The sequence below is a fragment of the Streptococcus sanguinis genome (assembly GCF_900475275.1).
Classification (GTDB): domain Bacteria; phylum Bacillota; class Bacilli; order Lactobacillales; family Streptococcaceae; genus Streptococcus; species Streptococcus sanguinis_N.
Genome location: NZ_LS483364.1, coordinates 927419 through 950380, shown reverse-complemented (window position 1 = coordinate 950380; position 22962 = coordinate 927419). Strand labels below are relative to the sequence as shown.

Genomic DNA, 22962 nt, shown 5'->3' with positions numbered 1-22962 from the left:
GGATTCTCAGACAGTTTCTTTTTTTATGCTATTTATTGATTTATCCTTGCTTTTCAGTGGCCCTCTGTGCTTGTGAGCTTTTCTGACTTGCTGAAAGATTGGATATAAGATTGGGACGGCGATAACTGTCGCTAGACTGGAGCCAAATGTACCAGTAATCTTAGCTACTGCCAGCAAAAAGGCTGCTGGTAAACTACTCCCGCCAAACAGTGTTCCTGTCAGAGTGTACTTGAGGATATTAAGCACAATCTTCACCAAAGCTGCGGCTACTGCTGTCACAAGAATATTTCTTAGTTTATCCTTTCTCTGAAAAAGTTCTTCATACAGAAAATGAATCACCACGGCCACCGCAAGTGCTTCTAACAAGATAATTGGGATTTCTGCCGCATAACCATTTAACAAGTCAAATATTCCTAGTCCAATAGCAGCCGCTAAAAAACCGAGCTTACTGCCAAAAATCAGACAGCCCACTACCACCAGTGCATTTCCAAAGTGAATAAACTGAGCTCCCACAGGAATTTTAAAAAACTGAATGCTCAAAAAAATCAAAGCAGCAAATAAACTAATCATAGTTAAGGTTTGCAAATCAATTGTTTGTTTCTTCATCTTTTTCCTCCATTAAGGCTTGAAAATCAGCAAAAAGCTCTCCTAGGTAGGGCTGGTAAAAAACGCCCTTCTTTGGATCTATTTGCTCTTTAAAGCTAAGTGCCAAGCTCTTTTCAATAAACTTCAAAATCACCAGCAGGGCTTGCTTGATGTCAATCCCCTGAACAAAAGCCGCAGCTACAAGAGCCGTCAATATATCACCCGTTCCAAAAAAATGCTGGGGCAGAGCTGGACTAGAAAAGAGATTAAACTCTTCTGTTGCTGCATCAAAATAAGCTACACCAATCTGGTTTTCTTTCATGGGCAAGCCAGTTAGCAAGACCTTGCTCGGTCCTAACTCAGCCAAACGTTTGCTGTAGTCCTCCCATCTATCTTCTGATAAACTCTCTTCGTAGGATTCTTCTAACAACAAACAGGCTTCCGTCAAATTGGGCAGAACCAAATCGGCATGTTGGCAGAGGCGACGCATATGGTTTAGATGGGCATCTGAAAATCCCTGATAAAAAGTCCCCTTGTCTCCCATGATAGGATCCACGATAAGGGGCAAGCTTTTTTCCTTTTTAAAGCGCAGCAAATTTTCCACCTGAATATCAGACTTCAAATACCCTGTTACCAAAGCTGAAAAGTCGAACTCTAGGCTCTGCCATTGTTTCAAAAAAGCAAGCATCCCATGCGTGTAATCATCTATATAGATGTCTGAAAAACCGCCTGTATGAGACGATAAAATCATGGTTGGCAAGAGGGCCACCTCTAGCTGACAAATTGCAAAAAGCGGCAGGGCAGCTGTTGCGGCAACCTTACCTAAGCCAGAAATATCTGTGGCTAGAATGACTGTTTTTGTTTTCATGACTCCTCCTACTTGCTCTCTATTGTAAAATATCTGAAAATGAGTTACAATATGAAAAAATCAAATCTGTATGGGGACAGTTTCATGGTTAAAGCAAAATACCAACGCATAATTGATAAGATTACTAAGGATATTAAAGAGGGAAAACTGGCAACTGGTCAGAAAATTCCTTCTGTCCGCAAGCTTGCAGAGCGTTACCACTGCAGTAAGGATACTGCGCAGAAGGCTCTGATTGAGCTCAAGTATCAGAAGTACATCTATGCCGTTCCCAAAAGTGGCTACTATGTGTTGGAGAATGCTCAGGAAGAAAAGCAGGATTTGGAGTTGCCTGTGAGGGATGACCGCCACCAAGCTTATGATGATTTCCGACTCTGTGTAAATGAAACTCTGATCGGCCGGGAAAATTATCTCTTCAACTACTACCCTCAGCAGGAAGGACTGGAGGATCTGCGTCACTCTGTGCAAAGACTAATGCTGGACTCTGCTGTCTATGCTTCTAGGGATCAGCTGGTACTGACTTCCGGCACCCAGCAGGCTCTCTATATCCTTTCACAGATTGAATTCCCCAATCAAAAAGAGCATATTCTGGTGGAGCAGCCGACCTACCATCGGATTAATGATCTTCTGCTAGCGCAAAAACTTCCTTATGAAACCATTGAAAGAACTCCACAAGGTATTAATCTACAAGAACTTGAGAGGATTTTTCAAAGCGGAAAGATCAAGTTTTTCTACACTATCCCGCGTTTTCACTATCCCTTGGGCCACTCTTACAGTCGGCAGGAAAAGGAAGAAATTCTTCGGCTAGCCCAGCTCTATGATGTCTATATCGTAGAAGATGACTATCTATCAGACTTTGATAGCCGTCGGGAGCTGACCTTTCACTATCTAGACAATAGCCAGCGGGTCATCTACATCAAGTCCTTTTCAACCAGCCTTTTCCCAGCCCTGAGGATTACCGCCCTGCTCCTTCCGCCCCAGATTCAAAAAACCTTCATCGCTTACAAAAGCGCCGTGGACTATGACAGCAACCTCATCATGCAGAAGGCTCTATCTCTCTACATCGACAGTCTCATGTTTGAAAAAAATAGGTTGGCGCTGCTGCAGCTTCAAGAAGAGGAAGCAAGAAAAGCCCAGATACTACTGGAGCAAGCTCAGCTGCCACTATCTAGCTATCTGATCAAGGACGGCATTCTGCTAGACTTGAGGTCACTTTCTTCCGTCAGTGCTCTCAAACACAGCAGCCTGCCGCTTGACTTCTTTGAACAAAGCTACCTTGCTAGCTGCCCTTACCAGTATGCCAAGCTTCCTTATGATAACTTAGAAGAAAATGTAGAGAAACTAAAAGACTATTTAAAATAGGTGTAGAATTCCAAATGAATTCTACACCTTTCATTTATAATCAGGCTTTTCAAGACTCCATCATCCCAGCCTGCAGTTGGTACATTTTCTTATAGGTGCCATCTTGAGCTAGCAATTCTTCGTGGCTGCCGGATTCGATAATGCACCCCTTATCTAAGACATAGATGCAGTCGGCATCCTGAATGGTAGACAGACGGTGGGCAATGGCAATGGTTGTCCGACCCCGCCGCATTTTTCTCAGTGAGGCTTGAATCAGCTCCTCTGTTTCCGAATCAATATTGGCTGTCGCCTCATCCAAAATCAAGATTTTAGGCTTAGTAGCGATGGTTCTGGCAAAGGCTAAAAGCTGACGCTGACCGCTGGAAAAAGTCGCTCCCCGCTCAGTCACATGGGAATCATAGCCTTGAGGTAGCTGACTGATAAAGCCATGAGCATCTACAAACTTAGCCGCTTCTATAATCTCTTCACGCGTCAGCTGCTCTTGGTAAAGCTGGATATTGGAAGCAACTGTACCGTGATAAAGGAAGGGATCCTGCAAAACAAGGCCAATCTTTCGCCTCAGCTCCGCCTGACTATAATCTTTAATATCGCGTCCATCAATCAAAATCTGCCCCCGCTCAAACTCATAAAAACGCAGGAAAAGATTGATAATAGAGGATTTACCAGAGCCAGTCGAACCCACAAAGGCAATCGTCTGGCCTTTTTTGACAGAAAAGGAGATATCCCGCAAAACATCTCGCTTTCCATCATAAGAAAAGGAAACATGCTTGAATTCGATGTTGCCATCTTGGATTTGCAAGTCTTGGTTAGCCTGCTCAGGCTCGTAGTCAGTGCGGTCCATGATTTCAAAAACCCGCTCCGCAGCAACCATAGATGTCTGCAGAACAGAGTAATTCTGCATAACATCAATCAAAGGATTAAAAAGCTGATTAACATACTGGATAAAGGCATACATAATACCTGCCGTAATTCCCGCCACTTGCCAAGTCAAGCCAAAGTAAGTCAGAATCACTCCATAAGCCAAGATTTTCAGCAGGGACATGGCCGGCCTCAGAAAGAGACTATTGATATTGAGATAGCGATTGGTGAAGCCTAAATGCTGACCGTTGATTTCTTCAAATTCCCGCAGCAAGCGCTTCTCTTGCCCAAAAGCCTGAATAATCCGCATTCCTTCAATACTTTCAGATAGCTTGACATTCAAATCGCTGAGCTTATTCCGGACCTGCTTCAGCTGACGATTGGATAAATGCTGATAGAGCAAGATAGAGGCTGCCATCAAAGGCAGAAAGAGAGCAATCATGAGGGTCAATTGCCAGTTGAGGGCAAACATAGCGCTCAGAGTAACAACTAAAATCAGCAAAGAGCTCAAAAAATTAGAAAAAATCTCACTGAACATATCTGCTACTGCCTGAGTATCATTGGTCAGGCGGGAAACAATAGCACCAGCTGGCGTTCGATCAAAATAAGCCATTTGCAGGCGCTGGATATTGGCAAAGCTTTCCTGTCGCAAGTCCCAAACCACACTTTGAGCCACACGCGCAAAGAAATACTTTCCCAAGAAGGTAAAAAGTACTCGCAAGAGGAAAAGGCCGTAGTAAAGAGCCAGCAAAGGCAGGCCAGCCCAGGCTTGATTACGGCCGATAAATTGATCAATAAAATAGCGGGCCAAGAGCGGCAATGCTGTTGTAACCAGAGTCGTCAGCAGAATGAAGGTCAAGGCCATGCTGCTCACTATCCTGTAGCGCCACATATAGCCTAGGAGGCGATGAAAAGTTGCTTTCTTTTTCATATTAATCTTCCTCCTTCAAGCTTTCTGCCAGCTGCTGATTATGATAAGTCTGGGCATACCAGCCCTTTTGCTCCAATAGCTCTTGGTGGGTGCCCCGCTCCTTGATACGCCCCTCTTCCATAACCAAAATCAGGTCTGCATGCACCAAGGCTGACAGCCGATGAGCTGTGATGATGGTTGTCTTGCCAGCACGCTCTGACTTTAGATTTTCTAAAATCAGATGCTCTGTCTTGGCATCAACAGCCGACAGGGAATCATCCAAAATCAGGATTTCAGGATTGGTAATAATAGCCCGACTCATCGCCAAGCGCTGCTTCTGCCCACCAGATAAGGACAAGCCCCGCTCACCGACAACCGTATCCAGCCCCTCTGGCATAGCCTGAATATCCTCATACACACCGCATAGTTTAGCGGCAGCTAGAACCTGGCTATCTGTCAGCTGGGGATTAGCAAAACGGATATTGTCCCGAATGGACAGTGCAAAAAGCATCTGTTCCTGTGGTACATAGCCGATAAGACGGCGCAAGTCTTTGAGACGGTACTCTCGGATATCATGTCCATTCAAATAGATAGCCCCCTCCTGAATATCTTGCTCCCGCAGCAGCAAGCGCAGAAGAGTGGTCTTCCCTGAGCCCGTCTGACCGACAATTCCCAGTGTCTGTCCCTGCTCAATAGAAAAATAAATATCCGATAAACTAGTCCCCTCTGCATAAGCAAACTTCCGAATGTCATAATCCAATCGACCATTTTCCGCATGAGAGAGGGGTTGTTCAGCTTCCTTGACATCTGACTCCTGAGCCAGCAGTTTCTCAATCCGTTCATAGGAAACAGCACCTCGCTGGCCGATGTTAAAAAGATAGCCTGTAGCCTGCAGCGGCCAAACCAGCATATCCAGATAAGTGATAAAAGTAACCAACTCTCCTATGGTAAACTGCCCTTGGGAGATAAAAATTCCACCGAAAATCAAGGTCAAAACATAAGAAAGACCGATAAAAAGCAAAACCAAGGGGTCAAAAAGAGCATCGTACTTTGCAGCCAAAACGTTTTTTTCGTAGACCTCCTGATTGGTCTTAGCAAAAGACTGAGTCTCCGCCTCCTGATAGCCAAAGGACTTGGTCACTCGAATCCCTGAAACACTCTCCTGAACCTTATTGTTCAAATCCGAAAATGCCTCTTGAGCAGCCTTAAAACTTTCATGATTTTTTCGGCCAATCAAGCCCGTACCCCACGACAAGAAGGGCATGGGCACAATGGCAATCAAGGTTAGCCGCCAGTCCAAAACGAAAAACATAGTTAGCAGGGTCACCAGGGCTGTAATAGAAGCATCCACAGCTGACATGACTCCACCCCCAGCCAGACTGACAATTGCATTGATATCGTTGGTCGCATGAGCCATCAAGTCCCCTGTACGGTATTTCTGATAAAAAGAGGGAGACATGTGAGTAAAGTGCTCGAACAATCTAGAGCGCAGAATCCGTCCCAGATTATTGGACGTCCCTAAGATATAAAGGCGCCAGACATAACGCAGGCCGTACATGATAAAAGCTGAAGCAATCAGCAACAGCAAATTAAAGAGCAGCTCTTGAGAAGTCAGATGTTTGTTAGCAATTCGGTCAATAACCTGACCGATGATTCTAGGCGGTATCAGATTGAAGACACTGACCAAGGACAAGGCCAAGATACCGATGATATAGCGCCGCTTTTCCAACTTAAAAAACCAGGCTAATTTTCTAATGAGGTTCATAATTTCTCCTATTCTTACTAGTCTTTTTATTATACTGTTTTTTGAGGAAAAATGAAACACAGCGGATTGGAACGCTGTGCTTCGATTCTATTTTTTACTGGTCAGCTGGTAACTAACAGCCAGTAAATCAAAGATTTCCTGATCGCTCAGTCTATCATCCAAGGGCAGACTGAGCCAATATTTCTTATTCATGTGAAAGGCCGGGTAAATCCCCTTTTTCTGAATCAGTTCTGCTACATGATCATTCTTAACATTTAGCACCTCAATAGCGCCGCTTCGCTCTGCTTCAAACTTAGACCAGTCTGTGGTCAGAAAAGCCCCATACCATTTTTTACTGTCCTGGTGGCGGAAAACTCCAGCCTTGGTCGAGCTCTTTCTGGACGACTTCTCCCAGAGGTACTCTATTTGCCCCTGATAAACCTCAGCCGCATGATCCCGCAGTCGCTTACTCTGCTCATAGAGAAAGCCAACCTCGTCAAAACAGTGCTGACGGATAGCCAGCAGTACTGCCTGACAAGCTTCACGGACCTGACCGACAAACTCCCCCGTCACCTGCTCCATCTTGACCTGCAGATAAACATCATCAGTATCGCAGTCAAAGACCTGATAGTCCAACTCCCCATCTCTGATAGTTACTTCCAAGCGAAAGTCACCCTTCATAATCTTCTGCGAGAAATGGTAAACTCCATCAGACTCCTTAAAACCGTAAGTCTGAAGCTTATTTGGATTAGACTTGTATTTTTCAAATAGTTCCAACATTTTATTAGGAGCCGCTAGAGCCCTTCTCCTCCTTAAAATACAATTTTAGTCCCATGCAGCTGGTCAACTGCCAGACTGTCTATAATTTGCTGACGATTGCCCAGATGAATGCCACCGCCCGGCATGATATCAATCCGATCAGCGGCATGCTCGATTAATTCGTCCAGCCAAGCAAAATGCTCCTCAATCGGCTCATTAGCAGGTCCTCCGTGGGTCAAAATTCGCTGGACACCGTTCTCAATCAGCCAATCCATTTCGCCAAACTGGTATTCAGCCGGTATCGCATCAAAAGCCATGTGGAAGACTACTTCCAGTCCCTTGCATGCCTCCAGCAGCCGCTGCATCTTCGAAACATCTATTTCGTTCTTCTCCGTCAAGACACCAAAAACCACTCCCTGACTGCCGACTTCCTTGGCTTTTTGGATATCTGCCAGCATAATCTCAATTTCAAGTTCCGAGTAAACAAAATCACCGCCTCGGGGCCGAATCATGGTCATCACAGTCGCACCGTAAGGCTTGGCTAAGTCAACTGCTGCTTGAATTACGCCGTAACTGGGTGTCGTGCCTCCGACAGCCAGATTATCACAGAGCTCAATCCGCTGGGCTCCAGCCTTCATAGCCTTTTTTAACAAGGTTACATTTTCCGCACAAAATTCATAAAGCATTATCTTACCTCTGATTTAATATATTGATTTCCTTTATCTATTATAACACAAGAGCTTCGCGATATCAGCTCTTATCAAATTTTCCAGCTTCTCTCTTACACCAATCAAGCCAATGGATCTGATAGTCTTCCTTGGACTAAATGCGGTTCTGTAGGCATCTTTTCTCCCTCACAATGCTATTGCTCAAATAATAGTATAAAAACTCCATTTGATTCGGAAGACTTCTTCCTCAAATGAAGTTTTCTTTTTTAGATTCCATAACCCATGCTGAACTGGATTTTAGCAGCTCCGTTCTGGAAGCTGATTTTGTTAATGCTGAATTGACTCTGCGGCAGAGCTAGAAGGAAACTATCTCCCTCCGTTGTGATAGATGAATTAGAGGCCTGCATTTGTTGCTTCAGCATGCCTGTCACCCAAGATTTAGGGATAGGAAGAGAGCCTAGCTTGGCACTATCGATTGTGATGTGCAAGACATTATCTCTCACCGTCACATCCACCTCTAGGTCCAGCTTACTGTCAATGAAGAGCAGCTTGACTGGATACTGGATGCGCAGCTTATTGCCTTCAATACTGTAAACACTGTTCAGCAGCTCCTGATTCTCAGAGTCAGTCAGAGAAGACTTGAGCACCTGATTAAGCTGGACGCTATTGAGAGAAACTTCTGTGCTGACTCCCTGAGCCGTCACATTGGCATTGCTCAAAGCTGGCTCAATAATACTCATCCAGGAAGCACTGCCTTGAACATTTTTTAATTGTTCACTTTGATTAACAGATGCAGGGACCAGAAACAGCACTGCTGCAAGCAACAGCACCAAAGCAATTCCCACTACTCTTTTTACCATTTTCATGTTTGTATTCCTTTAATTTGAGAAAATCCCTTTAGCCAAAAACACAGAAAGGATTTATTTTATTTTACACTATTTTTGCATAATTTTCTGTAACAAACATATTAAAAAGCTAACAATCCTGTGAGAAAAGGCTGGGACAGATAATCCCAGCCTCTCAATCACATAGCGCTAGTTTTACAAGGCTCATCATAGATAGCCTATTCTTACTTAATTACTTCCTGAGTCTTAGCATAGTTGGCTTCGACTGCTTCTTTTTCAGATTTCCACCAGTCTTGGTTGTCCGTGTACCACTTGATCGTCTCTTTGAGACCCGCTTCAAAGTTGGTGAACTCTGGCTTCCATCCTAGCTCATCGCGGAGCTTGCTGGCATCAATGGCATAGCGGAGGTCGTGGCCGGCACGATCTGTCACATGGTCATAAGCATCAGCCGGCTGTCCCATTTCCTTTAGAATCAGCTCCAGAACTTCCTTATTATTCTTCTCACCATCAGCACCAATCAAATAAGTTTCGCCGATTTGTCCCTTGGTCAGAATCGTCCAAACACCTGATGAATGGTCATTGGTATGAATCCAGTCACGGACATTCTTGCCTTCACCATAGAGTTTTGGCTTGATACCGCTCAGGATATTGGTAATCTGGCGCGGAATGAACTTCTCGATGTGCTGGTAAGGACCATAGTTGTTTGAACAGTTAGAAATCGTCGCTTTCACGCCAAATGAGCGCACCCAAGCTTTGACAATCAAGTCTGAAGCTGCCTTGGTTGATGAGTAAGGCGAGCTTGGATTATACTTGGTTTCAGCCGTAAATTTCTCACCTGGACCTTCTCCATGACCTGGCAGATCTTCACGCAGAGGCAGGTCACCATAAACTTCGTCAGTTGATACATGGTGGAAACGAATGTCGTATTTACGTGCTGCTTCCAAGAGTGTGTAAGTTCCGATGAAATTGGTGTGGATAAACGGACTCGGATCATTGAGCGAGTTATCATTGTGGCTTTCTGCTGCATAGTGAACGATAGCATCAGCTTCGGAAGCCAGCTTATCTACCAAGGCTGCATCAGCAATATCTCCAACAACCAACTCAACGCGGTCGCCTAAAATTTCTTCAATATTGGCACGATTACCCGCGTAAGTCAGCTTGTCCAGCACTGTCACATGGACATCTGGAAAGTTATTGTAAACATAGTGGACAAAGTTAGAACCGATGAAACCAGCGCCACCGGTAACGATAATGTTTTTATATTCTGTCATAAAATTCTTTCTATTCCTTCGTTTTTTATAGAACAAGTACTTAGTAATACTTAAATATCAGTCAGTCATTATCAATATTAAGGAAGTTTTTCTCAATCCAGTCATAGGAAAAAGCAATAATAAAGTTAATAGGTAAGGATATAAATAATGAAGATGAAGCTATTTCAATCCACAAAATCAAGCCATTCCATAATAACATTAAATATTGAGGGATATTTACTAGTAGAATATATGCATTACGTAACAAACCTGATTCATAGATAAATAAATCAACGGTATTAAGACTTGGTACTAAGAATTTATCAAAAATAAAGTAGTTTAATAAAGATAAAGTTATTAGTGCAACAAGCCAAATTATTTTCCTTAATCTAGACCAACTCTTAATTCCACCAATCCATATGTCAAAGTTCTCTTCACTGGTAAAGAGTCCCATAAACATTATAATAGCAGATGTACTAGAAATTTTAAAAATTTCCAATACTGAAACTTCATAGGTATTCTTACTCAATGATGAGAATACTTGGTTTAAAGAGAGCAATGTTACTGATAAAAGTAAATTCAACATCCATTTCTTGTTTTCTCTCTTATTTAAAAATTCACCACCAAGCATATTACAAATCCTCTTTACTCAAAGGTTTAACATCTTTAAGCAACGGGTGGTTTTTATCCGCTTCTGAGACTTCTGCTGCTTCTAAGTTTTCCCACTGGATGCCTAAAGCTGGGTCTGCATAGTTGACAAAGGCATACTTAGGTTTGAGTTCCAAAGCCCAGTAGTCATTCACCAGATAGCTATAAGAAACCGTGTCAGAAAGGACTTGGAAGCCGTTTGCGACGCCACGTGGCACAAAAATCCCCTTGCTGGCATCAATTACTGTCTGGTAGGTATTGCCAAAAGTCTCACCTTCACGCAGGTCTACCCAAGTTCCCAGCACCTTACCACCATCTGCAACAGAGATGTACTTGTCCCATGGTTCAGCATGAAGACCACGCAGGACATTTTTGCGAGAAAAGCTGACATTATTTTGCAGTTTTCCTTCTGCAAAGAAGCTTTCAGGAAAGCCTAGCGGCAGCATTTTTTCCTTTTGGAAATTCTCCTTAAACCAGCCTCGGTTGTCCCCGCGTACAGGAATATCAAACTCAAGCATTCCAGGGATTCCAGAAACCTCACGCGCTGCTAATTCCTTATCAAAAAATTGTTCCGTCATCTTCTTATTCTTCTCCAATCAAGCGCAAGAGATAGTGGCCATATTCATTCTTTTTCAATGGCTGCGCCAATTCATGCACTTGCTCTTTAGTGATATAGCCCATACGATAGGCAATTTCTTCCAGATTTGCCACCTGAACGTTCTGCATACGCTGAACCGTTTCGATATATTGAGCTGCCTCTAAGAGACTTTCGTGGGTACCCGTATCCAACCAGGCAAAACCACGTCCCATAAGCTCAACAGACAAATCGCCACGATCCAAGTAAGCCTTGTTAACATCTGTAATTTCTAATTCTCCGCGAGGACTCGGTTTGATGTTCTTGGCAATTTCTACGACATCATTATCGTAGAAATACAGTCCTGTTACTGCATAGTTAGAGCGCGGCTGTTCTGGTTTTTCTTCGATGGAGATAGCATTCATATTCTCATCAAATTCTACAACACCAAAACGTTCTGGGTCCTTGACATGATAGCCAAAAACAGTTGCTCCTTTTTCCTTAGCAGCAGCATTTTGGAGCATTTTACTCAGACCTGGTCCATGGTAAATATTATCCCCAAGAATCAGCGCCACGCGGTCATCTCCAATAAAATCAGCCCCAATGATAAAGGCTTGTGCCAATCCGTCCGGACTTGGCTGCTCTGCATAGGAGAGCTTGATGCCAAACTCAGAGCCATCTCCCAGCAGATCCTCAAAACGAGGCAAATCCGTCGGAGTGGAGATAATCAAGATGTCCTTGATACCAGCCAGCATAAGAGTTGACAGTGGATAATAAATCATGGGTTTGTCATAAACCGGCATGAGCTGTTTTGACGCAGCGCGGGTCAATGGATACAAACGTGTACCAGAACCACCTGCAAGAATAATACCTTTCATATGAGTTTCCTCTCTTAATGTATTCTCCTTATTCTACCATTTTTGAAAGCGGATGTCATCCTTTTCACTACCCTTAAATAAAAGAAAAAGAGCGGAAATTCCGCTTTCTTCCGCTCTTTGATTTTAAGTTGGTATCAACCCAAAGCCACATCCAAGACCATCATGAGAACAAAGCCCACCATGAGACCTAAAGTCGCCACATCTGTATTGCCATTGGTCTGCGAATCCGGTATCAGCTCCTCTACCACCACGAAAATCATGGCGCCTGCTGCAAAGGATAGGGCATAGGGCAGAATAGCCGTCATGGCCATAACAGCAACTGCCCCCAGAACAGCCCCGATTGGCTCTACAATCGCGGACATAGAACCCCAGTAAAAGGCTTTAAGCCGAGACTTGCCGTCCGTCCGAATCGGAATGGATAGAGCCGCTCCTTCTGGAACGTTTTGCAGGCCAATTCCCAAAGCTAGGCCAATCGCGCCGACAAAGGCTTCCGGGCTAGGATTGCCGGCCAAAGCACCAAAGGCTACTCCGACTGCCAAACCTTCTGGAAAATTGTGAATGGTAATGGCTAAGAAGAGCAGAGCTGTCTTGGACAGCTTCTTTTTGCTATGCTCAGGAACACTCTCAGCCTCCGAAATGTCCTTGCTCAAGTGCAAGTGAGGCACTACCGCATCAATCAGCCGCAGGAAAAAACCTCCCACTAAAAAACCAATCGCTGCAGGCAGCCAGGACAGCTTGCCATAAGAACTTTGCGCATATTCAATCGACGGCTCCAGAAGCGACCAAAAGGAAGCCGCAATCATGACGCCTGCCGCAAAGCCCATCATAATATCCAGCAACTTGCGACTGACCTGTTTAAAGAAAAATACAACAGCAGAGCCTACAATAGTACACCCCCATGTAAAAAGGCCAGCCAAGAGTGCCTGAATAACCACAGGCTGCGATCGTAACCAGTCTATAATTTCCCCTTATTCTCTAAAATCAATCATACAAAATCGTCTTGGTTTCCCCGATACAGTGTTTTTCCTCATTCCAGTAATGAATCCGCTCGAAAGAGCCTTTCCTCCAGTAGAGAGGCAGACGTTCACGTATGTCGTCCTGCATATCTATTTGGTCAAGTTCCGAAATCTTCCACCATTTGGGCTCCCCTTCATGATCGTTTCCCCTGACTTGTCCTTCAAATGCAGTACAAAGAAAATCGTAATACACATACCGTTCTTTTTTACTCGGATTAGTGAATCCTGAAATTCCCTTCAATTCCATGTTTAGAGCAGTTAGCCCCGTTTCTTCTTTTAATTCGCGCCTTGCAGCTTCGAAAAAAGATTCTGGAAACTCCACCTTCCCGCCTGGTTGTATCCACCCTTTAAAGTTATCATGCTGGCGATTAAGCAGTAGGATTTCTTCATCTTTTTTTACACAAATATTGACCCAATTCAAAATGGTTTCTGTCATATCAAACCTTCTTCACATACTGTTCAATAGGATAGTCAGCTGGATTCAGCAGCCCCGCTTCTCCCAAAGCTATCTGGGCCAATTGGCGTCCGATAAGCGGGCCAGTTGTCAGACCAGAAGAGCCTAATCCGCTGGCAGCGTAGACATTTAGCAAATCTGGAACAGCTCCAAAGAAAGGAGCAAAGTCGCTGGTATAAGCCCGTGTTCCCACGCGCTCGCCTAAAATCTCTGCTTTAGACAGCCTTGGCAAGTAAGTTTCCGCTTCTCGCTGCAACTGATCCAGAACTTTCTTATCTACCTTCAAATCAAAGTCCTGATCATTTTCATGACTGGCACCAACACTGACCTTGCCCGCCAGAAAGGGAATGATATCCAGCTCACCCTCAGGCATAACCACAGGGTAGTCATCCGTCTTTTCAGCCAGCTTAAAATCACGTAGCTGTCCCTTTTGCGGTCGAACATCTGTCTCATAGCCCAGTGGCTGCAAGGTTTCTCCTAGCCAAGCCCCCACAGCCAAGATCACACAGTCAAAGTTACGTCCGTCCACAAGAAGTTGCTCTCCATCTACTGTCAAGCTTGCCTTTTTCTCAACCAACTCTGCCTTGCTTGCTTTCACAAGCGTCTCCGTCAAGAGTGCTCCCTCCACACGGGCACCACCGGAAGCATAAAGAAGCCGCTCAAAGCCTTGCAAGTCTGGAAATTTCTCATGGGCTTCCTGAAGGCTGAGAAGACTCAAGTCCCCTATTAAGGGCGACTCTTCCCGGCGATTAGCAGCTAAATCATAAAGTTCCTGCAACTTGCTCTCGTCCTTTTTTAACAGATAAACACCTGTCTGTTGGTAAAAGTCTGTCTGGATACCAGCAGCTTTAAAATCCGCAATTAAATCTTGATAAAAATCAGCGCCCAGACGCGCCATCCTATACCAAGCCTTGTTTCGACGCTTGGAAAACCAAGGACTGATAATGCCAGCGGCTGCCTTGGTTGCCTGCCCCTTGCCGTCATCAAAGACAGTCACTTCCACATCTGGGGATTGGGACAGATAGTAAGCCGCTGTTGAGCCAACAATCCCAGCACCAATCACTGCTACTCTTTTCATGTCGCATCCTCTCAAATATGTCGGAAAGGATTGGTCCAAGCCTGACTAGCCAGAATCTCAATCTCCCATCCCTCTTCTGCCTTCCATGCATCAAGCTTTTCTTTCAATTTCTCTGTAAAAAGAACCTCAATATGATGTCCAGGATCCAGCGCCAAAAGCCCCTCTGTCAGCATTTCCTGAGCTGTATGATAGTAAATATCACCTGTAATGTAGACCTGCGCTCCCTTGGCAATAGCCTCTGGATAAAAGGACTGACCGCTTCCGCCACAAATAGCCACACGCTCAATCACGCGTTCGAGATCCGCTTCTTCATAAGCGACCAGACGCAAGCTATCTAGTCCAAAAGTTGCCTTGACCTTAGCCGCAAAGTCCCCAAAGGTCTGAGGAGAAATCTTCCCCACGCGGCCAATACCATGTTCTGGGCTTGTCTGACTGAGAAAACTTGTCTCCTCAATATCCAATAGCTGGCAGAACCAGTCGTTGAGCCCGTCCTCCACAACATCAATATTGGTATGGCTGACATAGACAGCAATATCATGCTTGATGAGGCTTAAAATCATCTGATTTTGCGCCTTATCCGCCACTAGGTCCTTAAGCGGGCGAAAGATAGGCGCATGCTTAACGATAATCAGTCCAGCGTCTGCCTCAATAGCCTCCGCCACTGTCTGCTCGCGAATATCCAATGCCACTAGAACCTTGTCCACTTCTTTGTCCAAAGTCCCGATTTGCAGGCCTGAAATATCGCCCTCCATGGACAGTTCTTGCGGGCAATAGGCTTCATAACGTGCGATGATTTCACTTGCTAACATGGAGTACCTCCTTGATACTTTCGATTTTTTGGGACATAGCAGAGCGTTCTAGCTCATTTTTTTCTGGGATATGAGCCAGAGCTTTTTCAATTTTTTTCAGTTCTTTCTGCCATCTTAACTGAAAAGCAGGTGACTGTTGCTTCATCAGAAAAGGTCCGAAACGCTTTTCTTGCTCTGTCAAAGTTTGCTGGCCTGCTTCTGCCACTAGGATTTCGTAAAACTTACCAGCCTCTTCTAAGACATCCTCAGCCAGCAAGCGAAAGCCGTTAGATACAAGCCAGCTGCGAAGCTCATCCTCTCGGTTATTGGGCTGCAAAATCAAGCGGGAAATAGACGCAAGCTTAGCTCTGCCATTTTCCAAAATCTCTGAAATCAAGCGACCACCCATGCCAGCGATAACGATGGTGTCAATCTGATCCTCTGCTTCCAAAGCCGCCAGACCATTGGCCAAACGAACCTCAATCTGCTCCGTCAGCCCATGCTCTGCCACATTTTTCTGGGCAGACTGAAAAGGCCCCTCTACCACTTCACCGGCCAGAGCCTTCTCAATCCGTCCTTCCTGAATCAGGTAAATAGGCAGATAGGCGTGATCGCTCCCAACATCCAGCAACTTTGCCCCATCCGGCACAAAAGCAGCCACTCGCTCCAAGCGCTGGGAAATAGTCTTTTTTTGCATTGCTTACTCTTTTCTAAACATTCTTCTATTCAGTATATCATTTTTAAGGGTATAAAAAAAGCAACGAAAGAAAAATCAGCCTGTTGATAAACTGATTTTGTCTCGCCACTTGATGATGGGGTGTTCCTACCCATCACTTTTTTATTTGATTTCCTGATACTCGGCAGCTAAACCGCGCTGAACCGCCGGACGAGCTGCAATCTTCTCCGCCCAAGCAGATAGATGTTTGTAAGATGCAGCATCCAAGAACTCAGCTGCACCTGGATAGAGCTTATCCTGTACTAACTGCCCATACCAAGACCAGATAGCAATATCTGCTATGCTATAGTCATCTCCAGCGATATAAGCTTTCTTGGCTAATTCTTTATCTAATAAATCCAGCTGTCGCTTGGCTTCCATCGTAAAGCGATTAATCGGATATTCTAGCTTTTCTGGAGCATAATTAAAGAAATGACCAAATCCGCCACCCAAGAAGGGCGCCGCTCCTGTCTGCCAGAAGAGCCAGTTGAGCACCTCAGTCCGACCAGCCAAATCTGACGGAATCAGCTTTCCAAACTTCTCTGCCAGATAGAGCAGGATATTTGCTGATTCAAAGACAGGAATCGGCTTATGACCTGACTGGTCCAACAAGGCCGGAATCTTGGAATTGGGATTGATTTTCACAAAATCTGAGCCAAATTGGTCGCCATCCATGATGCTGATCTTATAGAGATCATAGGCAGCCTTTGTCACACCTGCTGCCAGAAGTTCCTCCAACATAATCGTCGCCTTGACACCATTAGGTGTCCCAAGTGAATAAAGCTGAAAAGGCTCTTTACCGATAGGAAGCTTCTGCTCAAAGCGTGCGCCAGCAGTAGGCTGATTGATACCTGAAAATTTCCCTTGGTCGCTGTCCGCAGCAGACCAGACTTTTGGCAATTGATACGTCATACTTTTCTCCTTTTTTATAAAACCAAGGGCCTGTCATATCTAACAGGCCACTATAAATCTAATAAAGTCAGTCCTTCCATAAATTCATGGCATTGAGGAAATCATCTGAAACTGTCACATTTTGAGGATTAGCTGCTTCACGTTCTTCCCGTTTGGCTTCTACCTGAGCAAGCGTAGTGATGCCTTCCTTGCGCCAATTGCGCAAGATAGCCTGAATATACTTCCAGTTGGCCTTGCCATTGAACACAGCTTCACGAAGGGCAGCCTTGACCAAGTCAGGATTGGTTTTGTCGTCTTGAACAGTCTTGGTCAAGTCCTCAATTTCAAAGGGTGTCAGGAGACGGCCCAACTCCTGCTGAAAGGTTTCAACCAAATCTTTCAAGACATTCTGAGGTGCCTTTGCCACAGTCTGATGACCACTTTTGGCTGCCAGCAGTTCATCCAGCTTTTCCAAAGCCGGTGAAGCATCAAAGATAACCTCTGTCTCTCCATTCAGCTCAATGGTCTTATACTGCAAGAGACCTTTCTCCGTCAAATGGGACATAGAGCGATTGACTTCTGACAGGGTCTTGCCAATATGCTCCGCAATCTGACTAGGCGCCAGCTCTTCCAGAGAAGTCGTATTTTGCAAATAGAAAAACTGCCAGACCAAAAAATCATCGCTGGAATCAAAGATGTCCTTAAAATGTAAAAGAAGAGCGCTCGGGATTACTAGATTGCCCGATTTAAAAGCTGATAAATAAGTCATGTCACCTCTTATAGATAAGCAAAAAACGATACATCATTTTCAGGACTTTCCCAGTCAAAAGGCGTCTCCTGATAGACAGCATAATTGACCCAATTGCTGAAAAAGAGTGCAGCGGCCGAACTCCAGCACAAGGCCGGTGTCGTATGGACATCATCGTTTTTAAAATAATTCTCTGGAATGTGTGGATTCTTCCCTGCCTTCAAGTCGCGGAAATACTCCTTGGATAGAGTATCGCGGTCGTATTCCATATGACCGAAGCTATACACCTCTCGCAAGTCCCGGCTAGCCAGCACAGAGAGACCCGTATCCTCTCCATACGAAAGAATTTCCAGATTGGTCAGATTGACAATATCTTCCTTCAGAACTTCGGTATGACGGGAATGCGGCGCATAAAACTCATCGTCAAAGCCACGAAAAAGTAGATTACTGCTGTCAGCCAACTGGCTATAAACACCTGATAATTTGCGTGTCATCTGGTGTTTGTCCACGCCGTAGCGAGCGTAAAGTCCAGCCTGAGCTCCCCAACAGATATGCAGAGTCGAAAAGACATGGGTCTTGGACCACTCAATCACCCGTTGGAACTCTTCCCAGTAGTCCACTGCTTCAAAAGGCAGATGCTCTACCGGTGCACCAGTGATAATCAAGCCATCAAAATAGCGATTTTTAACCTCATCAAAAGTCTTATAAAAAGTCTCCATATGCTCTGCACGTGTCGTTTTAGACTGATGAGAGCTCATGTAGAGGAAGTCAATAGTCAACTGCAGCGGAGTATTAGCCAAGTGGCGCAGTATCTGAGTTTCCGTCACCATTTTCTGGGGCATGAGATTGAGTACCAGAATATTCAGAGGGCGGATATCCTGATGGTCCGCCCTATCGTCATCCATGACAAAGATATTCTCAGAACTTAAAATGTCAACAGCTGGCAGTTTCTTATCAATCTTAATTGGCATGAAAATATCTCCTTCAATCGTTAGAAAGGCTTGGAAATACTTTTCCAGCCTATTCTTTGTTTATCCAATGTACTTTCATTATACTGAAAGGAGATATAGTTTTCAATTATACTTTTTCTCTAACTAGATATAGTTAGAAACTATGTATTAATAGTGCATCAGAACCTTGTAGTCGTAATCGCCGATAACTTCGCGACCCTTGAGCTCATCCAGCTCAATAAGGAAGGCACAGCCAGCTACTACACCACCAAGGCGCTCAATCATCTCAATCGTTGCCTTCACTGTTCCACCAGTCGCAAGGAGATCATCTACAATCAGAACGCGTTGACCTGGCTTGATAGCATCCGCATGCATAGTTAGGGTATCAACACCGTACTCTTTTTCATAGTCAGCTGAGATAACCTCACGAGGAAGCTTACCAGGCTTGCGGACTGGAGCAAAGCCGATTCCTAACTCAAAGGCAACTGGACAGCCCACGATAAAGCCACGAGCTTCCGGTCCAACGATCATGTCAATCTTCTTATCTGTCGCATATTGCACAATCTCACGAACAGCGTAGCTATAAGCATTTCCGTCTGCCATTAATGGGCTGATATCACGGAATGTCACGCCTTCCTTTGGATAATTTTCGATTGTTGCAATGTAGTCTTTTAAATTCATGATATACTTTCTTTCAAAAAAATTTTTACTCTCTATTATATCACTTTTTCATCCAAATGGTAACAGAAAACTTACTTTTTATTGGTATCTATTATTTAATCTGAAAAATCATGTCTGAGCCATTCATAGACCATCACATTGAGGCCGGGATTGAGTTAGTTAATCTTCATTATCGTTTTTTCTAGGCTAGTTAAAATCAGATGTGCTGCTCTAAATAAAGTGGCGTTGCTATTTCTTGTTCATATTTTTTACAATATCCTTCGTAAATAACCCTAATAAGTCCAAATCATTAGATGGATTAATCTCAAATGTTGAAAATACAGAGTTTTCAAGAAAATTATGCAATTCTTTATAATTTTTCACATAACTATACCCCTGAGGAGCCTTAAATTCCGGCGATAATTCTTTAGCTTGTTTTAACGATATAGGCGAGTCAAAAATAGATAGGGAATAAATTGAAGAAAAATACTTAGCACCTTCTTGCAAATGTTTTTCCAAATATGGACGACTACTATTTGCTAAATCTGAATTTTCTAAAAAGTGTTGGATATTATTACGCTGACCTAAAACCATTTTTCCAACAATCATCTTAGCGAGTGAGGAAAGATATAAATAAGCTATCGTTTCTTTTTCAGGAATCCTTGAACGATATTCAAAATGCTTTTTTCCTGTTAGCAAAGCTTTAAAAAATTCTGGTTTAAAACTCAGGATAATTTCATTCATCTAAAAAGTTCTCCTTTGCAAGACTTTGGCTCAGTCTTATACCATCTCATCTCTCCATCAAATAATCATAAATCTCCTGCACAGTGCCCAGTGCCATGAGTTCTTGCTCTTTGACTAAGCGCTTGAGGTCTTGGTAAATGTGACTGCTGTCAATTTCTTTCTTTTCAGCTTCCTTATTGACCGTCATGACTCCTTCGGTGATGCTGACAAAGCCAAGTTCTTCAAAAATCTGAATCATTTTGATCAAGAGAATAGGATCAATTTTCAGATAAGCTGCCAGATCCTTTAGCTTATAGCGAACATCAAACTCGGGGAACTGATAGATTGTCTTGTAGAGTTTGGCAAACTGCTCACGGTTGCCATAACCAGTCAGATAATAAGGCTTGGCAATCTCATTTTTAAAGTAAATCGCTTCAAAATCCTGAGACTGAAGAATCTTCTTCAAAACCTGCAAATCATCAGGCAGGTCATAAACCACAACCGCTCTGCTATTTGTCAAATCTGGCAGCTCTTCTGTGAAACGCAAGACTGGAACCTTGTCAGGCAGCGTCGCATTTTTGCTGCGGATATTGAAAAGCTGAACGCCGTCCACACGAGCATCTACCAGCATGAGCTGGAGACTAGTCTGTCCATTCCATTTATTGACAGAGAGGCTGACAGCCAGCTCCAGATTCTTGGTTTGGGCAAACTCTGTCGCCAGGCTTCCTTGCCCAAAAGCTACTACTTCAAAAGTAGCATCTCCCTGAGAAATTTTTAGCTTGAGATGGCTATTGCCAGCTCCCATAGTCCGAGTATTGTCCACTTTAAAATCCTTGAGGTAAAAAAGCGGCTTCTTATTATCCATACCAAAAGGCGCCAGTTTTTCAAAGCTTTTGAGTGTATCCAGGGTCAGTTCTGGCAGGTGCAGCTCCTCGTCCAAATACAGGACTGTTTTGCCAGTCAAATCTAAATCATTGTCTAAGATGTAGGCTGTCAGGATATCAGATAGCTCTGCTAGTTTGTCTGCTTCAAGGGTCATTCCAGCCGCTCCAGCATGCCCACCAAAGGCTACAAAGAGGTCACGGTGGCTGTCCAAGGCCTCAAAGATATTGACCGCTTCAATACTGCGGGCGCTGCCCTTAGCGATTCCATCCTCAATATTAAGCACTATGACTGGCTGGTGCAGCTCTTCCAGCAAGCGCCCAGCGACAATCCCTAGCACACCAGGGTTCCAACCTTCCTTGGCCAACACCTGCACTGGTCTCTTAGGGTCCAGCATGGTTTGCGCTTCTTCATAAATCTGCTGGACAATTTCCTTGCGCTCGTCATTTTTCTGGTTGATCATAAGTGCAATGTCACGAGCTTCTTCATCATCAAAGCCAGTCAAAAGCTCAACCGCTGGATTGGGGTCATCCAATCGTCCCAAGGCATTGAGTCGGGGGGCAAGCTGAAAGCCAACCGTTTCTTCATCCAGTTCATCAGGCTGAATACCAGCTATTTTGAAGAGTTCCTGAAGACCTACTCGCTGGGTATTTTTGAGAACAGAAAGGCCATATTTAACCAGAATCCGATTTTCCTCCGTCAGACTGACCATATCAGCGATGGTCCCAATGGCCACTAAGTCCAAAAGTTCGACTTGGACTTCTTCCAACAAGGCTGTTGCTAGCTTAAAAGCCACCCCACAGCCAGCCAGATGCTTGAAAGGGTAATCCGCTCCGCTATGTTCCGGATGGACAATCGCATAAGCGTTTGGCAGCTCCTCAGGCATGGAGTGGTGATCCGTCACGATAACATCCACGCCCAGAGACTGGGCTAGATCGATAGCTTCAAGTCCCGCAACACCATTATCTACTGTAATAATGAGCGAGATGCCTTGATTTTCAATAAAATACTTGTAAACACTGCTATTAGGACCATAGCCGTCCGTAAAACGATTGGGCAGATAGACCTGACACTCAGCCCCCAACTGCTCCAAGGCTTCCTTGACAATTGATGCCGAGGTCATCCCATCAGCATCATAATCGCCATAGATCAAAATCTGCTCATAATTCTCAATCGCTGTGCGAATCCGCTCCACTGCCCGATCCATATCATGCAGATCATAAGGGTCGTGAAGCTGGTCTAAACTAGGCTCCAAAAATTCCTGCAGAGCTTCTTCAGTCTGCACACCCCTTTGGTAAAGGAGACTGGCAGCGGCATGTTCTAATCCAGCTTTCTTAGCCTTTTTTATAAATTTTTCGTCTGTAAAATTAGTGGCAAACTGCCAGTCATATTTTGAGCTAATCATGATAAGTGAAACACTTTCTCCGTTCAATCTTGTCTGAATATTATAACATGAAAAGACTGGTTCAACCAGTCTCAAACTTTCTATCTGCGAGCAAGTTCCTAAGCCTCATTCATCCAGGTAAAGTCCCTTAGCAACACTTTGGTCAATAACTTCCTGGGCTAATTCCCAAAGACTTTCAGAGGTCTCTTGGATAAAGGATTTCTTAGCGATGACCTGCGACTTGGTCAGGCCATGAGGGTTGTCATGGGGCTGAGCAACTTCCAAGTGATTGAGAAGGGGAACCAGAGCATCCAGCACTCGGGCATATTTAGCCTCTATGCTAATGCCGGTTTCAAATTCCTGCCAGAGCCCTAAAAAGGATTCCTGCTGATCTGATGGTAGCTTGTCCAAACTGATTTTCAAGGACTCCAACTCTCTATCGTAAGAATCGCTCTTGCCTACATCGTCAAAGATAAAGGTATCGCCAGCATAAATTTCTCCCAAATCATGAATTAGTAATATAGACATGACCTTTTCCAGATTGACTTCTTCGGGAATATATTCTTGAAAGACTAGCGCCATGAGCGCCCCCTGCCAACTATGCTCTGCAGAATTCTCAAAACGATAGGCATCCAAGGTACGATTGTTGCGATGAGTGGCTTTCAGCTTTTCCAGCTCATTGGTAAAAGCCAGCTGCTGCTGTAGACGTTCAAGCATGTGGAACTCC

General features: G+C 44.4%; 24 protein-coding genes and 1 pseudogene. 1 reads left to right on the top strand and 24 read right to left on the bottom strand.

The features are described 5' to 3' along the window. Window positions 1–6: 6 nt before the first annotated feature. Window positions 7–606 (bottom strand): ECF transporter S component, encoded by a 600-nt coding sequence (locus DQM55_RS04950; protein WP_111675668.1) that lies wholly within the window; start codon window positions 604–606, stop codon window positions 7–9. Then, window positions 587–1453: a pyridoxamine kinase gene (locus tag DQM55_RS04945; RefSeq protein WP_111675667.1), complete on the bottom strand. Its 867-nt coding sequence runs from the start codon at window positions 1451–1453 to the stop codon at window positions 587–589. The genes DQM55_RS04950 and DQM55_RS04945 overlap by 20 nt, the downstream gene beginning before the upstream one ends. Window positions 1454–1492: 39 nt before the next feature. Between DQM55_RS04945 and DQM55_RS04940 the strand changes: the two genes are divergently transcribed. Further along, window positions 1493–2812, top strand: a complete 1320-nt coding sequence (locus tag DQM55_RS04940; RefSeq protein WP_111675666.1) for an aminotransferase-like domain-containing protein — start codon at window positions 1493–1495, stop codon at window positions 2810–2812. A gap of 49 nt (window positions 2813–2861) precedes the next feature. Here DQM55_RS04940 and DQM55_RS04935 read toward each other — a convergent pair whose 3' ends face one another. The 22 genes and pseudogenes from DQM55_RS04935 to DQM55_RS04825 all read right to left on the bottom strand — a co-directional run bounded on the left by DQM55_RS04935 (window position 2862) and on the right by DQM55_RS04825 (window position 22952). Further along, window positions 2862–4601 (bottom strand): ABC transporter ATP-binding protein, encoded by a 1740-nt coding sequence (locus DQM55_RS04935; protein WP_111675665.1) that lies wholly within the window; start codon window positions 4599–4601, stop codon window positions 2862–2864. A gap of 1 nt (window position 4602) precedes the next feature. After that, window positions 4603–6345 carry an ABC transporter ATP-binding protein gene (locus DQM55_RS04930; protein WP_111675664.1) on the bottom strand — a complete coding sequence of 581 codons (1743 nt, stop codon included), beginning with the start codon at window positions 6343–6345 and terminating at the stop codon, window positions 4603–4605. An 87-nt stretch (window positions 6346–6432) separates the two neighbouring features. After that, on the bottom strand, window positions 6433–7104 hold the full coding sequence (locus DQM55_RS04925; protein ID WP_111675663.1) for an MmcQ/YjbR family DNA-binding protein: 672 nt from the start codon (window positions 7102–7104) through the stop codon (window positions 6433–6435). 32 nt (window positions 7105–7136) lie between these two features. Beyond that, entirely contained in the window at window positions 7137–7769 is a 633-nt protein-coding gene (locus DQM55_RS04920) for a copper homeostasis protein CutC (protein WP_172454721.1), read from the bottom strand. A 64-nt stretch (window positions 7770–7833) separates the two neighbouring features. Further along, window positions 7834–7923 (bottom strand): annotated as a pseudogene (locus DQM55_RS04915) (GNAT family N-acetyltransferase); the annotation flags it as partial. A gap of 94 nt (window positions 7924–8017) precedes the next feature. Continuing rightward, entirely contained in the window at window positions 8018–8617 is a 600-nt protein-coding gene (locus DQM55_RS04910) for a hypothetical protein (protein ID WP_002920904.1), read from the bottom strand. Window positions 8618–8820: 203 nt separating this feature from the next. Continuing rightward, window positions 8821–9867, bottom strand: a complete 1047-nt coding sequence (gene rfbB, locus DQM55_RS04905) for a dTDP-glucose 4,6-dehydratase (RefSeq protein ID WP_111675661.1) — start codon at window positions 9865–9867, stop codon at window positions 8821–8823. A 61-nt stretch (window positions 9868–9928) separates the two neighbouring features. Further along, complete coding sequence (locus DQM55_RS04900) at window positions 9929–10477, bottom strand: hypothetical protein (protein WP_111675660.1); 549 nt, start codon at window positions 10475–10477, stop codon at window positions 9929–9931. 1 nt (window position 10478) lies between these two features. Then, window positions 10479–11072 (bottom strand): dTDP-4-dehydrorhamnose 3,5-epimerase family protein, encoded by a 594-nt coding sequence (locus tag DQM55_RS04895; RefSeq protein WP_111675659.1) that lies wholly within the window; start codon window positions 11070–11072, stop codon window positions 10479–10481. A 4-nt stretch (window positions 11073–11076) separates the two neighbouring features. Beyond that, window positions 11077–11946 (bottom strand): glucose-1-phosphate thymidylyltransferase RfbA, encoded by an 870-nt coding sequence (gene rfbA / locus DQM55_RS04890; RefSeq protein ID WP_002897349.1) that lies wholly within the window; start codon window positions 11944–11946, stop codon window positions 11077–11079. Window positions 11947–12080: 134 nt separating this feature from the next. Beyond that, complete coding sequence (gene tmpA, locus DQM55_RS04880) at window positions 12081–12905, bottom strand: ZIP family manganese transporter TmpA (RefSeq protein WP_111675658.1); 825 nt, start codon at window positions 12903–12905, stop codon at window positions 12081–12083. Between the two features lie 22 nt (window positions 12906–12927). After that, a complete protein-coding gene (locus DQM55_RS04875) occupies window positions 12928–13398 on the bottom strand; it encodes an 8-oxo-dGTP diphosphatase (RefSeq protein WP_002903078.1) in 471 nt (156 codons plus the stop codon). A gap of 1 nt (window position 13399) precedes the next feature. Continuing rightward, a complete protein-coding gene (locus tag DQM55_RS04870) occupies window positions 13400–14494 on the bottom strand; it encodes an NAD(P)/FAD-dependent oxidoreductase (RefSeq protein ID WP_002909466.1) in 1095 nt (364 codons plus the stop codon). A gap of 11 nt (window positions 14495–14505) precedes the next feature. Then, complete coding sequence (locus DQM55_RS04865) at window positions 14506–15303, bottom strand: Nif3-like dinuclear metal center hexameric protein (protein WP_002909465.1); 798 nt, start codon at window positions 15301–15303, stop codon at window positions 14506–14508. Further along, entirely contained in the window at window positions 15290–15979 is a 690-nt protein-coding gene (locus tag DQM55_RS04860; RefSeq protein WP_002909464.1) for a tRNA (adenine(22)-N(1))-methyltransferase, read from the bottom strand. The genes DQM55_RS04865 and DQM55_RS04860 overlap by 14 nt, the downstream gene beginning before the upstream one ends. 141 nt (window positions 15980–16120) lie before the next feature. Continuing rightward, window positions 16121–16909 (bottom strand): glutathione-dependent disulfide-bond oxidoreductase, encoded by a 789-nt coding sequence (gene yghU / locus DQM55_RS04855; protein ID WP_111675657.1) that lies wholly within the window; start codon window positions 16907–16909, stop codon window positions 16121–16123. Between the two features lie 67 nt (window positions 16910–16976). Beyond that, entirely contained in the window at window positions 16977–17657 is a 681-nt protein-coding gene (locus tag DQM55_RS04850) for a DnaD domain-containing protein (protein WP_002909462.1), read from the bottom strand. An 8-nt stretch (window positions 17658–17665) separates the two neighbouring features. Next, on the bottom strand, window positions 17666–18607 hold the full coding sequence (metA, locus tag DQM55_RS04845; RefSeq protein WP_002909461.1) for a homoserine O-acetyltransferase MetA: 942 nt from the start codon (window positions 18605–18607) through the stop codon (window positions 17666–17668). 147 nt (window positions 18608–18754) lie between these two features. After that, window positions 18755–19267 (bottom strand): adenine phosphoribosyltransferase, encoded by a 513-nt coding sequence (locus DQM55_RS04840; RefSeq protein ID WP_002897341.1) that lies wholly within the window; start codon window positions 19265–19267, stop codon window positions 18755–18757. A gap of 228 nt (window positions 19268–19495) precedes the next feature. Next, the gene (locus DQM55_RS04835) at window positions 19496–19990 is read right to left on the bottom strand and encodes a hypothetical protein (RefSeq protein ID WP_111675656.1); all 495 of its coding nucleotides are present in this window, start codon (window positions 19988–19990) and stop codon (window positions 19496–19498) included. A gap of 46 nt (window positions 19991–20036) precedes the next feature. Next, window positions 20037–22256, bottom strand: coding sequence for a single-stranded-DNA-specific exonuclease RecJ (gene recJ, locus DQM55_RS04830; RefSeq protein ID WP_111675655.1), 2220 nt, complete (start codon window positions 22254–22256; stop codon window positions 20037–20039). 105 nt (window positions 22257–22361) lie between these two features. Then, the gene (locus DQM55_RS04825) at window positions 22362–22952 is read right to left on the bottom strand and encodes an HD domain-containing protein (RefSeq protein WP_111675654.1); all 591 of its coding nucleotides are present in this window, start codon (window positions 22950–22952) and stop codon (window positions 22362–22364) included. Window positions 22953–22962: the final 10 nt, after the last annotated feature.

Excerpts from the sequence above, each read along its gene's own strand:
- rfbA (WP_002897349.1), bottom strand. The coding sequence starts at position 11,946 with ATGAAAGGTATTATTCTTGCAGGTGGTTCTGGTACACGTTTGTATCCA.
- DQM55_RS04940 (WP_111675666.1), top strand. The coding sequence starts at position 1,493 with ATGAGTTACAATATGAAAAAATCAAATCTGTATGGGGACAGTTTCATG.
- DQM55_RS04870 (WP_002909466.1), bottom strand. The coding sequence starts at position 14,494 with ATGAAAAGAGTAGCAGTGATTGGTGCTGGGATTGTTGGCTCAACAGCG.
- DQM55_RS04875 (WP_002903078.1), bottom strand. The coding sequence starts at position 13,398 with ATGACAGAAACCATTTTGAATTGGGTCAATATTTGTGTAAAAAAAGAT.
- DQM55_RS04945 (WP_111675667.1), bottom strand. The coding sequence starts at position 1,453 with ATGAAAACAAAAACAGTCATTCTAGCCACAGATATTTCTGGCTTAGGT.
- DQM55_RS04950 (WP_111675668.1), bottom strand. The coding sequence starts at position 606 with ATGAAGAAACAAACAATTGATTTGCAAACCTTAACTATGATTAGTTTA.
- DQM55_RS04935 (WP_111675665.1), bottom strand. The coding sequence starts at position 4,601 with ATGAAAAAGAAAGCAACTTTTCATCGCCTCCTAGGCTATATGTGGCGC.
- DQM55_RS04835 (WP_111675656.1), bottom strand. The coding sequence starts at position 19,990 with ATGAATGAAATTATCCTGAGTTTTAAACCAGAATTTTTTAAAGCTTTG.
- DQM55_RS04825 (WP_111675654.1), bottom strand. The coding sequence starts at position 22,952 with ATGCTTGAACGTCTACAGCAGCAGCTGGCTTTTACCAATGAGCTGGAA.
- DQM55_RS04910 (WP_002920904.1), bottom strand. The coding sequence starts at position 8,617 with ATGAAAATGGTAAAAAGAGTAGTGGGAATTGCTTTGGTGCTGTTGCTT.
- metA (WP_002909461.1), bottom strand. The coding sequence starts at position 18,607 with ATGCCAATTAAGATTGATAAGAAACTGCCAGCTGTTGACATTTTAAGT.
- DQM55_RS04895 (WP_111675659.1), bottom strand. The coding sequence starts at position 11,072 with ATGACGGAACAATTTTTTGATAAGGAATTAGCAGCGCGTGAGGTTTCT.
- DQM55_RS04920 (WP_172454721.1), bottom strand. The coding sequence starts at position 7,769 with ATGCTTTATGAATTTTGTGCGGAAAATGTAACCTTGTTAAAAAAGGCT.
- DQM55_RS04930 (WP_111675664.1), bottom strand. The coding sequence starts at position 6,345 with ATGAACCTCATTAGAAAATTAGCCTGGTTTTTTAAGTTGGAAAAGCGG.
- yghU (WP_111675657.1), bottom strand. The coding sequence starts at position 16,909 with ATGACGTATCAATTGCCAAAAGTCTGGTCTGCTGCGGACAGCGACCAA.
- DQM55_RS04850 (WP_002909462.1), bottom strand. The coding sequence starts at position 17,657 with ATGACTTATTTATCAGCTTTTAAATCGGGCAATCTAGTAATCCCGAGC.
- DQM55_RS04865 (WP_002909465.1), bottom strand. The coding sequence starts at position 15,303 with ATGTTAGCAAGTGAAATCATCGCACGTTATGAAGCCTATTGCCCGCAA.
- rfbB (WP_111675661.1), bottom strand. The coding sequence starts at position 9,867 with ATGACAGAATATAAAAACATTATCGTTACCGGTGGCGCTGGTTTCATC.
- DQM55_RS04900 (WP_111675660.1), bottom strand. The coding sequence starts at position 10,477 with ATGCTTGGTGGTGAATTTTTAAATAAGAGAGAAAACAAGAAATGGATG.
- recJ (WP_111675655.1), bottom strand. The coding sequence starts at position 22,256 with ATGATTAGCTCAAAATATGACTGGCAGTTTGCCACTAATTTTACAGAC.
- DQM55_RS04860 (WP_002909464.1), bottom strand. The coding sequence starts at position 15,979 with ATGCAAAAAAAGACTATTTCCCAGCGCTTGGAGCGAGTGGCTGCTTTT.
- DQM55_RS04840 (WP_002897341.1), bottom strand. The coding sequence starts at position 19,267 with ATGAATTTAAAAGACTACATTGCAACAATCGAAAATTATCCAAAGGAA.
- DQM55_RS04925 (WP_111675663.1), bottom strand. The coding sequence starts at position 7,104 with ATGTTGGAACTATTTGAAAAATACAAGTCTAATCCAAATAAGCTTCAG.